Source organism: Roseibium sp. (assembly GCF_050301095.1).
In the GTDB taxonomy this organism is placed as follows: Bacteria; Pseudomonadota; Alphaproteobacteria; order Rhizobiales; family Stappiaceae; genus Roseibium.
Genome location: NZ_JBNKYW010000083.1, coordinates 1 through 12,307, shown reverse-complemented (window position 1 = coordinate 12,307; position 12,307 = coordinate 1). Strand labels below are relative to the sequence as shown.

At 61.9% G+C, this 12,307-nt stretch carries 11 protein-coding genes and 1 pseudogene; 7 read left to right on the top strand and 5 right to left on the bottom strand.

From position 1 onward, the window contains the following. The 7 genes and pseudogenes from ACQY7U_RS07625 to ACQY7U_RS07595 form a co-directional block, all read left to right on the top strand. A pseudogene (locus ACQY7U_RS07625) lies at window positions 1-317 on the top strand (TRAP transporter substrate-binding protein); the annotation flags it as partial. A 56-nt stretch (window positions 318-373) separates the two neighbouring features. Continuing rightward, window positions 374-937, top strand: a complete 564-nt coding sequence (locus ACQY7U_RS07620; protein ID WP_428643264.1) for a TRAP transporter small permease — start codon at window positions 374-376, stop codon at window positions 935-937. After that, on the top strand, window positions 934-2,214 hold the full coding sequence (locus ACQY7U_RS07615; protein ID WP_428643263.1) for a TRAP transporter large permease: 1,281 nt from the start codon (window positions 934-936) through the stop codon (window positions 2,212-2,214). The genes ACQY7U_RS07620 and ACQY7U_RS07615 overlap by 4 nt, the downstream gene beginning before the upstream one ends. Further along, a complete protein-coding gene (locus tag ACQY7U_RS07610; protein ID WP_428643262.1) occupies window positions 2,211-3,233 on the top strand; it encodes a 4-hydroxythreonine-4-phosphate dehydrogenase PdxA in 1,023 nt (340 codons plus the stop codon). The genes ACQY7U_RS07615 and ACQY7U_RS07610 overlap by 4 nt, the downstream gene beginning before the upstream one ends. A gap of 14 nt (window positions 3,234-3,247) precedes the next feature. After that, on the top strand, window positions 3,248-4,420 hold the full coding sequence (locus ACQY7U_RS07605; protein WP_428643261.1) for an L-rhamnonate dehydratase: 1,173 nt from the start codon (window positions 3,248-3,250) through the stop codon (window positions 4,418-4,420). 2 nt (window positions 4,421-4,422) lie between these two features. After that, on the top strand, window positions 4,423-5,334 hold the full coding sequence (locus ACQY7U_RS07600) for a dihydrodipicolinate synthase family protein (protein ID WP_428643265.1): 912 nt from the start codon (window positions 4,423-4,425) through the stop codon (window positions 5,332-5,334). 159 nt (window positions 5,335-5,493) lie between these two features. Then, entirely contained in the window at window positions 5,494-6,414 is a 921-nt protein-coding gene (locus tag ACQY7U_RS07595) for a LysR family transcriptional regulator (RefSeq protein WP_428643259.1), read from the top strand. 255 nt (window positions 6,415-6,669) lie between these two features. Here the strand turns inward: ACQY7U_RS07595 and lpdA are convergent, their stop codons facing one another. The 5 genes from lpdA to ACQY7U_RS07570 all read right to left on the bottom strand — a co-directional run. After that, window positions 6,670-8,049, bottom strand: coding sequence for a dihydrolipoyl dehydrogenase (gene lpdA, locus ACQY7U_RS07590; RefSeq protein ID WP_428643258.1), 1,380 nt, complete (start codon window positions 8,047-8,049; stop codon window positions 6,670-6,672). A gap of 10 nt (window positions 8,050-8,059) precedes the next feature. After that, the gene (locus tag ACQY7U_RS07585; RefSeq protein WP_428643257.1) at window positions 8,060-8,938 is read right to left on the bottom strand and encodes a 2-oxo acid dehydrogenase subunit E2; all 879 of its coding nucleotides are present in this window, start codon (window positions 8,936-8,938) and stop codon (window positions 8,060-8,062) included. A gap of 10 nt (window positions 8,939-8,948) precedes the next feature. After that, entirely contained in the window at window positions 8,949-10,379 is a 1,431-nt protein-coding gene (locus tag ACQY7U_RS07580) for an NAD-dependent succinate-semialdehyde dehydrogenase (protein WP_428643256.1), read from the bottom strand. 30 nt (window positions 10,380-10,409) lie between these two features. Next, window positions 10,410-11,726 carry a biotin/lipoyl-containing protein gene (locus tag ACQY7U_RS07575; protein ID WP_428643255.1) on the bottom strand — a complete coding sequence of 439 codons (1,317 nt, stop codon included), beginning with the start codon at window positions 11,724-11,726 and terminating at the stop codon, window positions 10,410-10,412. Continuing rightward, a partial coding sequence (locus ACQY7U_RS07570) for an alpha-ketoacid dehydrogenase subunit beta (RefSeq protein ID WP_428643253.1) occupies window positions 11,716-12,307 on the bottom strand: 592 nt, incomplete at its 5' end. The genes ACQY7U_RS07575 and ACQY7U_RS07570, both read right to left, overlap by 11 nt.

The following is a 12,307-nucleotide window of genomic DNA, read 5'->3' as shown; positions in this document are numbered from 1 at the left end:
AGAAATATCTGAGCCTGACCGGCCACGTGTATTCGCCAACCTACCTGACTACCGGCGCAGGAACCTGGGGTGAACTGCCGGACGACGTTCGCACCGCGGCGGCCGAGGTGGCGGCTTCTGTTCAGGATTGGGCACTTGCGGAAGGCGAAAAGGCCGACAACGAGTTGGTCGACAAGGTTCGCGCCGCCGGTGTTGAGGTGAATGAAGCCGACAAACAGGCTTTTGTCGCAGCTTCTGCTCCGATCTACGAAGCCTTTGCGGCCCGGGTTGAAGGCGGCGACAAGCTGGTGGGTCTCGCCCAGAGCCTCGCAAACTGACGAAATGATAAAGAGCCGGCCGGGGCATCCGGCCGGCCAACTTCTGGGGAGGGGTCATGATTGCGTTGTTCGAGCGCCTACTGGTGCGTGCAATCGAGACTATCTGCATTGTTCTGCTTCTGGCGCTTACTGTTTCGGTCATCTACTCGACGACAATGCGCTATCTGGGAGCCTCGCCGTCCTGGTACGACGAGATGGCCAGTGTAATGCTCGCATGGCTGACCTATTTCGGTGCCACATATGCGGTCTTCATGCGCCATCATATGTCGTTCGCCGGACTTGTCGCGGCACTTCCGCGCTCGCTTGCGGTCGCCACAGCGGCCTTTTCCGAGCTCCTCGTCATCGCCTATTTCGCCGTGGTGGCGTGGTACGGAAACGCCGTTCTCGCCGTTGCCAAATGGGACTCCCTGCTCAGCCTGCCCTGGATGACACTCGACATCGTTCAGTCCGTCATTCCGATCACGTCTGTCCTGATGATCATCGGCACCGTCCTGACGCTGCCCCGCGCGCTTCGCGATGCCGCAGCAGGTGTTGACCATGAGCACGCGGAAATCGAACAGGCAATCGCGGAAGCCGAAAAAGAAGCCCAGGCCTTCAACGCACAGGAGCCGTCGAAATGATCCTCTTGTTCACGACAATGGCCCTGATCGGCCTCATTCTGATCAACGTGCCGATCGCCGTTGCGATCGGTATCGTCTCGGTCGGCGGATTTGTCCTGACGTCCGGCACAGATCGCCTCTACGACATGGCGATTGCGCTTTATTCAGGCTCGACGTCCTTTCCCCTGATCGCGATACCGCTGTTCATTCTGGCGGGCAACCTGATGAACACCTCCGGCATCTCGGTCCGGCTCATCAATTTCGTCTCCGCCCTCATAGGCTTTGTCCGCGGCGGCCTGGGTATGGTCAACATCGGCGTATCGATGGTGTTCGCGGAGATCTCCGGATCGGCCGTGGCGGATGTCGCTGCTACCGGAACAGTCCTTATCCCGGAAATGAAGAAGCGCGGCTATTCCCGTACGCTCGCCGCAGCCATCACGTCCTCTTCCGCATCCCTTGCAATCATCATCCCCCCGTCCATTCCGATGATCCTCTACGGCGCGATTGCCGAGACGTCCGTCCTGAAACTGTTCGTTGCAGGCGTGGTTCCCGGGTTTCTTGGGGGCGGGTTGCTGATGCTGGTGACCTATGTCCTGGCTCGGCGCTACAACCTGCCGCGCGCAGAAGGCTTCGACCTCGGCCATGTGGCGAAAACGTTCCGTGAGGCGTTCTGGGCACTCACCATGCCGGTGATCATCCTTGGCGGCATCTTTTCCGGCATCGTCACCGCGACCGAAGGCGCAGGCCTCGCGGTACTGGCGGCACTTGTTATCGGGCTGTTCATCTATCGTGACCTTGATGTCGGCCGGCTTCGCAAGACCATGCTCGAAGGTATCAGCCAGACCGGCGTCGTCATGCTGCTCGTTGCCACGTCAGCGGCCCTCGGCTTGTTCCTTACCCAGGCCCAGGTGCCGCAGCAGCTGGCCGCACAGATCACCGAAATCACGACCAACCCCATCATTGTGCTCGCCCTCCTGAACCTGCTGCTCCTCGTGCTCGGCATGTTCCTGCACGGTGCTGCCGCGATCATCCTCGTTGTTCCCGTGGTCATGCCGCTGGTCAACGCGGTTGGTATCGACCCGATCCATTTCGGCATCATGGTGACCCTGAACCTTGCCATCGGCCAGCAAACGCCACCGGTTGCCTCGGTTCTGATCACCTCCTGCTCGATCGCGAAAGCGGGTATCTGGGAGACTTCCCGCACCAACCTGCCGTTCATCGGGGTGCTGGCGCTGATCCTTCTTCTCGTCACCTATGTCCCAGAGGTTTCCCTCGCACTGACGGAGTATTTCCAATGACGCCACTCAAACCGCGCCTGGTGCTGACGCTTGGTGACCCGGCCGGGATAGGATCGGAGCTGGTCGCCAGGCTGCTCGCGGACGAAGACGCCCGCAGCGCTGCCGAAGTGCTGATCATCGACGACGAAGGTGAACTGAAGGACGGCATGGAGATCGCCGGGGTGGGTTACGACTACGAGGTCGTGACCGACGTTCCGTCTCTCGATGAAACCTCCGGCACTCCGCGCTTCCTGCAGGTCGGGAAGGCTCCGGCGGCCGGTTGGCAACGTGCGGAAGCCACGGCGGAAGGCGGCGCTCATTGTCTGGAAACCCTCGGTCTCGGCGTCGATCTTGTCAAAGGCGGAAAGGCCGACGCCCTGGTATTCGCACCGCTCAACAAGGCATCCCTTCATCTGGCAGGCATGCCCCAGTCCGATGAGCTTCACTGGTTCGCCGACCGGCTCGGCCACAACGGCAGTGTTTCCGAGCTCAATGTGATGGAAGGCCTCTGGACCAGCCGGGTGACGAGCCATGTGGCTTTGCGCGAGGTAGCCGACCTGATCACGGAGGACAAGATCATCGAGGCCGCGCGCCTCATCCACGCCGCGCAGGTTGAGGCCGGCATGGACAAGCCCCGGATCGGCGTGTGCGGGCTCAATCCGCACAATGGCGACAACGGCAATTTCGGGACCGAGGAAATCGATATCATCGGCCCGGCTGTCGAGCGCGCCAGGGCTCTGGGCCTGCCTGTGGAGGGCCCGTATCCCTCCGACACGATTTTCCTGAAGGCGGTCGCCAAGGAACTCGACGCCATCGTGACGCTCTATCACGACCAGGGACAGATCGCGATCAAACTGCTCGGCTTCTGGCAGGGCGTAACCGTTCAGGGCGGCCTGCCGATCCCCATCACGACCCCGGCACACGGCACTGCCTTCGACATTCGCGGCAAAGGCTGTGCCAATCCCGGACCGATGCTTAACGCCTGGAACATTGCCTGCGCCATGGGCGGACGCCGCCGCGCTTCCCGCATTTCTCATTGAGTGGACCTGAATAAATGAAGATCAAATCCGTTCGCACGCGCGTCTGGACCTGGACGGGGCCGACCGTGCCACCGCAAGGCAATTTCTGTACAAATGCCTCCGACGCGCTCTGGATGAAGGGCGATGCCATGTCCTCGTTCCGCTTTCATCAGTGGCTGACCTGCGAGGTCGAGACGGAGGACGGCACCGTCGGCATCGGCAACGCCGCGCTTGCGCCGACCATCGTCAAGAAGGCGATCGACGACTGGTTCGCGCCGCTGGTGATCGGAGAAGATCCGTTCGATTACGCCTATATCTGGGAAAAGATGTATCGGCGCAGCCATGCCTGGGGCCGAAAAGGCATCGGCATGACCGCCATATCGGCAATCGACATCGCCATCTGGGACCTCATGGGCAAGCTGGTCGGGAAGCCGGTCTTCAAGCTTCTGGGGGGCCGCACCAAGGAAAAGATTCCGGTCTATTATTCCAAGCTTTACGCCGGCCCGATCGAGAGCATGCAGGCTGAGGCCGAAGAGGCCATGAAGGGAGGCTACAAGGCCTTCAAGAGCCGGTTCGGCTTCGGTCCCAAGGACGGTATGCCCGGCATGCGGGAGAACCTGAAACGGGTCGAGGCGGTCCGGGAGGTCATCGGGTACGACAACGACCTGATGCTCGAGTGCTACATGGGCTGGAACCTCGACTATACCAAGCGGATGCTGCCGAAACTCGAAAAGTACGAGCCGCGCTGGCTTGAGGAACCGGTGATCGCGGACGACGTCGCCGGCTATGCCGAGCTCAATGCGATGAACATCGTGCCGATCTCCGGTGGTGAGCACGAGTTCTCGGTGATCGGTTGCGCGGAGCTGATAAACCGCAAGGCGGTCAGTGTGCTGCAATACGACACCAATCGTGTCGGCGGCATCACAGCAGCCCAGAAGATCAACGCAATTGCGGAAGCCGCGCAGATCCCGGTCATTCCCCATGCCGGCCAGATGCACAACTATCACCTGACCATGGCGAACACGAACTGCCCGGTCAGCGAGTACTTCCCGGTCTTCGACGTCGAGGTCGGCAACGAGCTCTTCTACTACATCTTCGAAGGCGATCCGGAGGCGGTCGACGGTTTCCTGCAGCTAGACGACGATCTGCCGGGTCTCGGCATCACGATATCCGACAAGCATCTCCAGCATTTCGAGATCGCGGAATGACCATGAACCAGTATTCCGGAATCTGGCCCGTCGCACCGACGCCCTTCCATGATGACGGTACAATCGATGAAGACGGCATGCGCCGGGTCCTCGACTGCCTGATCGACCAGGGGGCAGACGGCATCTGCATCCTGGCCAACTTTTCCGAACAGTTCCTGTTGTCGGATGCGGAACGGGAAACATTGACCCGGCTGTCGCTCGAGCACGTGGCCGGACGCGTTCCGGTCATCGTCACGATCAGCCATTTCGCCACCCGGATCGTTGTGGAGCGTGCCCGGCTGGCAAAGGATCTCGGTGCCGACATCGTGATGATGATGCCGCCCTATCACGGCGCGCTTTTGAAGGGCAACGCCAGCCAGACGTACGAGCAGTTCCGTGCGGTCGGAGACGTCGGCATTCCGATCATGATACAGGATGCGCCGTTGTCCGGGGTCGACTTGCCCGTACCACTGCTGGTGAAGATGGCGCGCGAGATCGAGATGGTGAAACTCTTCAAGATCGAATGTCCGCAAGCGGCGAACAAGTTGCGCGCCCTCATTGCGGAAGGCGGTGAAGCCATTGAAGGCCCCTTCGATGGGGAGGAGGCAATCACCCTGCTGGCGGATCTGGACGCCGGCGCACGCGGCTCCATGACCTCCGGCATGATCGTTGATCAGATCAAGCCGGTGATCGATCTCTACCATGCCGGAAGAACAGATGAAGCGGCCGATGCCTATGCGCGTGTCCTGCCTGCAATCAATCACGAGAACAGGCAATGCGGATGGCGCTCCTGCAAGGCAGCCATGGTGGAAGGCGGCGTAATCCGGTCGGAATACTGCCGCCACCCGATTGAACCACTTCAACCGGCAATCCGGGAAAGGCTCATGAAGCTTTTGAAGCCGCTCGACCCGCTGGTCCTGCGTTGGGGGCATTAACGCGACATTGTGCGGCTCGCCGAGCCGCATGCCATTTCCGTTGAAATGAGGGAACCCGGCGTGTCAGCCCGCAAGAAGGATTGTTCCAGGCCGATCGATAAAGCAAAGTGGAACCGCCCCGGACTGAGCGGATCTATCGATATGCATGGAAGTTTCGACATGGCGATCCTGTCTCGCCTGCGTCTCAAGCAGCTGGCGCTGGTTGCCAGTCTTGAAATGACGACGAACATGCATGAATCGGCGCGGGAACTGAACCTGTCGCAACCGGGCGCGACCAAGCTTCTCAAGGAAGTGGAAGAAACTCTAGGGGTTACTCTTTTTGAACGCTTGCCGCGTGGAATGAAGGCAACGGCCTACGGCGTTGTTGTGGCACGACACGCCCGCCAGATCATTTCGGAGACCGGCCGCCTGAAGGCGCAGCTTTCGGCCATGCAGCGGGGCGAGTTCGGCAAGGTCCGGCTCGGCGCCATCATGGAGGCTCTGCCCGAACAGGTGTCGAAACTCCTCACGAGCTTGATAGATTCGAATTCCGGCCCGCAGATCAGCCTGACCGTTTCAACCTCCGACAACCTGATCGCCGCGCTCAACGACGGGTCCCTGGACGTTGTCCTGGGCAGGCCGGTGGAGCGTCTGGACATGAGCGGCATCCGCTTCGAACCACTCTGGCAGGAGAAGCTTGCGGTTGTTGCGTCTCCGGACCACCCGTTGGCCGGTAGAAATCGGCTGACGCTTCAGGAAATCGGCGGCTACGGCTGGATCCTGCAGCCGCGTCCAAGCCCGATGCGCATGGCGATCGACCTTGCTTTCGCCCAGGCGGATCTGCCACCACCTCACTACACGCTTGAGACCGCTTCGATGCTGATGACAACCGTGGCAGTGGGCAAGAGCGATCTGCTTGCCGTGTTGCCCAGGTCCGTTGCCGACTACTACCTGGAAAAGGGTCTAATCAGCGTTTTGCAAGTTCAACTCGAAGAACACATGAGCCGTTACGGATTGCTCATTCCGAACAAGGATGAGTTTGACCCTGAAGTTGAAGCCCTGGTGGATATGATACGTGCGCTGTCTCAAACGCAGGAATGACTAGGAAACCGCAATCACCGGCAACGTATCGGCGCTCGCTTCGATCCACAAAATGCCTACAAACATGAACGCAACCCGAATACATTTACCTGTATAATTAATTGTTTTAATTAATCTTTTCAAGAAATCTCCTGACCTATAGTCTCTCCGGCAACACCATTTAAACCAGCTGATAGACAACTCCTGCCGGCACGTGGTCTTTGCCGAGCTGCAAGACAACGAAGCACTGGCGCTTTCTTCCGCAGCCCAGGATCTTCAAAGATCCGTCAAGGTGCCGAGCGCGCGTTCCGCGGAAAAGGCGATGGTTTCGGAAAGCGTCGGGTGGGCGTGGACCGTCATGGCGACGTCCTCAAGGGTCGCTCCCATCTCCATGCCCAACATGACCTCCGGCAGCAGTTCACCTGCGTTGGTGCCCACAAGCGTCGCTCCGAGCAGGCGGTTCGTTTGCGGGCAGTAGACCAGCTTGGTCAATCCGTCGCCGCCGCCTGAGCTGAGATTGCGGCCGCTCGCGGCCCAGGGGAAGCGTGTGACCTTGTGTGCGATCCCCGCCTCCTTCGCCTGCGCTTCCGTCAGACCTGCCCAGGCAAGTTCCGGTTTCGTATAGGCGACCGAGGGTATCAGATCGGTGTCAAGCGCAGCCTCGTGCCCCGAGGCAACCTCCGCCGCCACATGCCCCTGGTGCGTGGCCCGGTGGGCGAGCATCGGATTGCCGGTGACATCGCCGATGGCAAAGATATGCGGCACCCCGGTCCTGCAGGACACATCGACCTCGATGATGCCGCGATCCGTAACCGTGATGCCCGCGGCTTCCGCATTCACCAGAGCGCCGTTGGCCCGGCGGCCGACCGACTGGATGACCGCGTCCGCCTTGATCTCGCCCTCGAAGTCTCCCTCGCAGACGAGCGTCAGGGCAGACCTGGCCGTCTTGACCGACGCGACCCTGGTCGCTGTGTGAATGACCACTCCCTGAGCGGTCAAGGCTTCCCGCAGAAGGCTCACGGCTTCCGTGTCCGCGCCCGGTACGATCTGGCCGGCAAGTTCGATGACAGTGACTTTTGACCCGAGCGCGGAATAGACGGTTGCCATTTCGAGCCCGATGATGCCGCCGCCGGTAATGGCGAGCCGTTTCGGCACTTGCCTCAATTCCAGCGCCGCCGTGGAGTCCCAGATGCGGTCATCTTCGGGCCAGCCCGGCAGGCGGACCGGGGACGATCCGACCGCGATCACGGCCTGATCGAATGTCCAGGCCTCTCCGTCGATGTCGAGACTGCCCGGTCCGGTGAAACGGGCCGCGCCCCTGATCACATCGACCTTGCGCCGTTTCGCCAATCCGCCCAGCCCGCCGGTCAGCTGACCAACTATGCCGTCCTTCCGGGCCCGCAGGGCGTCTAGGTCGATCTTCGGCTTGCCGAGCGTGATGCCCCAATGCGCCATTTCCTCCGCTTCGCGGATGACATCTGCTGCGTGCAGCAGTGCCTTGGACGGGATGCAGCCCTCGTTCAGGCAGACCCCTCCAAGGCTTGTTCGCGGATCGACCAGAACCACTTTTCGCCCAAGGTCCGCGGCGCGGAATGCGCAGGCATAGCCGCCGGGGCCCGCGCCGAGAACGATGAAGTCAGCGTGTTTTTCTGTCATGTCGGATCCTTCAGATCAGCATGCGACGTGGATCGGCCATAAGGCCTGCGAAATAGCCGAGGAAGCGGGCCGCGTCGGCCCCGTTGATCACGCGGTGGTCGTAGCTGAGATCGAGCGGCACCATCTGGACGGGCCGGAAGGCCTCGCCGTCCCACTGCGGAACCGTCTCGGTGCGAGTGATGCCGAGGATCGCCACCTCGGGCGGATTGACGATCGGCGTGAACGCCGTGCCGCCGATCCCGCCGAGATTGGTGATCGTCATGGAGGCCCCGCCCATTTCGTCCGGGCGCACCTTGCGTTCCTGAGACCGGGACGCAAGGTCGGAGATTTCACGGGCTATCTGCCAAAGGCCCTTCCGGTCCGCGTCCCGGACGACCGGCACCATCAATCCGTGCGCGGTATCGACGGCGATGCCGATATGCACATAGTCCTTGAGATAGAGCGTCTTGCGGTCGGCGCTCAGGGAGGCATTGAACTTCGGAAACTCCCGGAGGGCCCGGGCAAGCGCCTTCACATGGAAAGCCAGAGCCGTCAGTTTCGCACCACGCGCCTGGGCCTCGGCTCTCAGCTCCTTTCGCAATGCCTCGATCGCGGTCACCTCGGCGCGATCATGATGGGTCACCGCCGGAATGAGTGCCTGGGCGGCCGCCATGTTCTGCGCGGCAACCTGGGCGAAACGGCTCATGGGTTCCTCGGTGACGGGCCCAAAAAGGGAATGGTCCACATCCCAGTAGGACGTGTCTCCCGCAGGCCTCGCCTCCGGACGTCCCCCTTCCACATCTTCGCGGGCGATCGAAGTGCGACCGAGGTCGCCGGCGAGTTTTTGCAGGTCGATGCCCTTTTGCCGGGCAAGGGCCCGCACGGAAGGAGGAGCGATCACGTCAGACATTTCTTCCTCCTTACCAGCTTGCCGAAATATATTGGGTTTCCATGAATTCCAGCATGCCCTCGTGGCCGCCTTCCCGGCCGAGGCCGGACTGCTTGGTGCCGCCGAAGGGCGCTGCCGGATCGGAAACGAGACCGCGGTTGAGGCCGACCATGCCGTAGTCGAGACGCTCGCAGACCTGCAGGCCGCGCTTCATGTCACCCGTGAAGACATAGGCGACGAGGCCGTATTCGGTGTCGTTGGCGCGCCGGATCACGTCTTCCTGGTCGGTAAAGGTCTGGATGGCCGCGACGGGTCCGAAAATCTCGTCGTGGACACAATCGGCGCTCTCCGGAACGTTCGAGAGCACCGTCGGCGGATAATAGAACCCCGTGCCGGACGGCTTCTGCCCTCCGAGTTCAATTTTTGCCCCCTTGGCGACCGCGTCATCAACGAAGGCGGCGACCTTGTCGCGCGTGTCCGCGTTGACCAGGGGGCCGACATCCACCGTCGGGTCGGTGCCGTCGCCGACCTTGAGCCTGGCCATGGCCTCGGCAAAACGGCGGGTAAATTCGGGAGCAACCGCTTCATGCACATAGAGGCGGTTGGCCGCGGTGCAAGCTTCACCGAGATTGCGCATCTTAGCGAGCATGGCCCCTTCCACGGCCACATCGAGATCGGCATCGTCAAAGACAATCAGAGGAGCGTTTCCGCCGAGTTCCATGGCCGGTTTCAGGACCTGATCCGCCGCAGAATGGAGCAGCTTGCGTCCGACGCCCGTCGACCCGGTGAAAGAAACGACGCGGACGCGCGGATCATGCAGCATGTGGTCCACCAGGGCGCCCGTACGCCGGGACGGCAACACGTTGACCAGCCCCGCCGGAACGCCGGCTTCTTCCAGAAGCGGCATCAGGGCGAGCATGGTCAGCGGGGTTTCCGAGGCAGGCTTGATGATCACGGCACATCCTGCTGCCAGCGCGGGCGCAATCTTTCGCGTTCCCATCGCGGCGGGATAGTTCCACGGGGTCACAAGGACGGCCAGTCCGGCCGGCTTGTGCTGCACCATGATCCTTGCGCCGGAAGCCGGCGCGTGGGTGATCAGACCGTCCGCGCGCACGGCTTCTTCCGCGAACCAGCGGAAGAATTCGGCGGCGTAGGTCGCCTCCCCCATGGCATCGGCACGCGCCTTTCCGTTTTCAAGCGTGATGTAGCGCGCGAAGTCTTCCAGCCGTGCCGTCATCAGCTCCCAGGCCTTGCGAAGCACTTCGGAGCGCTGGCGCGGCGTGCGTGCCGCCCAGTCCCTCATCGCGACTTCCGCCGCGTCCAGTGCTGCTTCGGCATCCTCGATTTCGGCTGAGGCAACCGAGGCAAGCACTTCTTCCGTGGCAGGGTTCAGAACGTCGAAACGCTCTCCCGCGGCGCCCGAACGCCAGCTGCCGCCAATGTAAAGATCCGTATACTCCATGTCATACTCCATGGGTCAGAACAGGTGGGGTCAAAGCAGATGGCGAAGCGGTTGCTCCATGCTGCCCGCGAAATTCGAGAGGAGGTTCACCGCTTCCATTGCGGTCAGCTGGTTTCCGGCACATTCCAGGGTCAGGTGAAGACCGGAGCCCTCGTGCATGATGCTGATCACGGGACAGTCTTCTGACCCCAGGTGCAGCGAACTGATCCGGCTGAACCTGAGATCACGGACGAGAACGTCGGCAGCAGCCTCCGGGTCCGCCTTCACGACGCTCCCAAGCAAGACCGACGGCACAGTATAGGTCTGGCGTGTGCCGAAGGTCTCGACGGCGACATTCGCCGGAACACGCCCAAGGCTCGCCGCCGCAAGTCCCGCAAGGACGGCACCTCCATCCCGCAATCCCATCTCATCCGACGCCCAACCGACGAATTCCGCATAGGCGTCTCCGGGGACATCCGCAGTCAGGCGCCGGGTCATGCCGACCTGTGCGGACGCTTCTGCACGCGGCAGCGACTTCAGGACGTCCAGATCCTTGACGTGGAAGGGTTGGGGATGGCCGGCTTCCGCCAGAAGCGCCAGATCGAGCCCCTGTTCCAGTGCCAGGCGCCGCGCCTTTGGCGAGGCCAGTACCCTGCCATCACCGCGCGGCCGGGCAGCCGTCAATTTCGCTGTTGGCACAGCCGATACCGGCTGGGCGGGAACCGCCGGATTTTCCTCTTCCGGGGGCTGCGCCTGGGACGGTTTCGATACGGCGCTCACTGATTTCGCACTTTGTGCAATCGGCTTGTCCGGCTTATCAGACGATATGATTGCAATCGCCTGACCGACGGGCACTTCCTCACCCGCTTCGGCAAGCAGGGCCGCGATAAAACCGTCAAAGCCGGCGTTGACCTCGACCGTGCTTTTGTCCGTTTCAACCTCAAACAGAACATCGTCGGCGCTCACCGCGTCGCCGGGCTGTTTCTGCCAGCCGATCAGAAGGCCGGTGTCCTGGGCCATGCCGAGTGTCGGCATGATCACCTCACGGCCTTCCGGAATCGCAGGCGCGGCAGCCGTCACAAGTTCTTCGGGCGTGTCATGCGGCTCCGGTGTTTGCCCGGCTCCATTCGGCGTTTCGGAAATCCGTGCGATCACCTGACCGACCGGAACATCGCTGCCCGCTTCTGCGGTGACGTCGGTCAGATACCCTTCCGACTGGGCCTCCACTTCCATCGCGGCCTTGTCGGTTTCGACCTCGAAGAGCACGTCGCCTTCCGCGACCGCTTCGCCCGGTTTCTTGTGCCACGCCAGGATCTGGCCGGTGTCCTGGGCCATTCCAAGCGCGGGCATGATCACCTCATGCGGCATGGATCAGTTCCCCCCGGCATATCTTGCGGGCATTTTCCACGACCCCGGCGGCCGTCGGTACGGTCAGGTCTTCCAGTGCCGGGGAAAACGGCACCGGCACATCCATCGCACCCATGCGGATCACGGGGGCGTCAAGGTGATAGAAGGCCTTCTCGCTGATCCGGGCCGCGATTTCGGCGGTTACCCCGTAGCTTTGGTGCCCCTCGTCGATCACGATCGCCCGTGATGTCTTGCGAACGGACCGAAGGATGGTCTCTTCATCAAGCGGCACGATGGTGCGCGGGTCGATGACCTCGGCACTGATCCCCTCGCGCGCCAGCGTTTCGGCGGCTTCCTCGGCCACCTGGACCATGGAGGATGTCGCCACAAGCGTCACGTCCCCGCCTTCCCGCTTGATGTGGGCCTGGCCGAAGGGGATCAGGTATTCCTCCTCCGGCACCGGCGCCTTGTCCTGATACATCAGCTTGTCCTCGAAGATGACGACAGGGTTGTCGTCGCGGATCGCCGACTTCAGGAGGCCCTTGGCTTCATAGGCGGAGGACGGGAGGGCGACCTTGAGGCCGGGTATGTGCGCCACCAGC

Coding starts and splice junctions, on each gene's coding strand:
- ACQY7U_RS07605 (WP_428643261.1), top strand. CDS start 3,248: ATGAAGATCAAATCCGTTCGCACGCGCGTCTGGACCTGGACGGGGCCG.
- ACQY7U_RS07585 (WP_428643257.1), bottom strand. CDS start 8,938: ATGTCTGACGTGATCGCTCCTCCTTCCGTGCGGGCCCTTGCCCGGCAA.
- ACQY7U_RS07580 (WP_428643256.1), bottom strand. CDS start 10,379: ATGGAGTATACGGATCTTTACATTGGCGGCAGCTGGCGTTCGGGCGCC.
- ACQY7U_RS07595 (WP_428643259.1), top strand. CDS start 5,494: ATGGCGATCCTGTCTCGCCTGCGTCTCAAGCAGCTGGCGCTGGTTGCC.
- ACQY7U_RS07600 (WP_428643265.1), top strand. CDS start 4,423: ATGAACCAGTATTCCGGAATCTGGCCCGTCGCACCGACGCCCTTCCAT.
- ACQY7U_RS07575 (WP_428643255.1), bottom strand. CDS start 11,726: ATGCCGCATGAGGTGATCATGCCCGCGCTTGGAATGGCCCAGGACACC.
- ACQY7U_RS07620 (WP_428643264.1), top strand. CDS start 374: ATGATTGCGTTGTTCGAGCGCCTACTGGTGCGTGCAATCGAGACTATC.
- lpdA (WP_428643258.1), bottom strand. CDS start 8,049: ATGACAGAAAAACACGCTGACTTCATCGTTCTCGGCGCGGGCCCCGGC.
- ACQY7U_RS07615 (WP_428643263.1), top strand. CDS start 934: ATGATCCTCTTGTTCACGACAATGGCCCTGATCGGCCTCATTCTGATC.
- ACQY7U_RS07610 (WP_428643262.1), top strand. CDS start 2,211: ATGACGCCACTCAAACCGCGCCTGGTGCTGACGCTTGGTGACCCGGCC.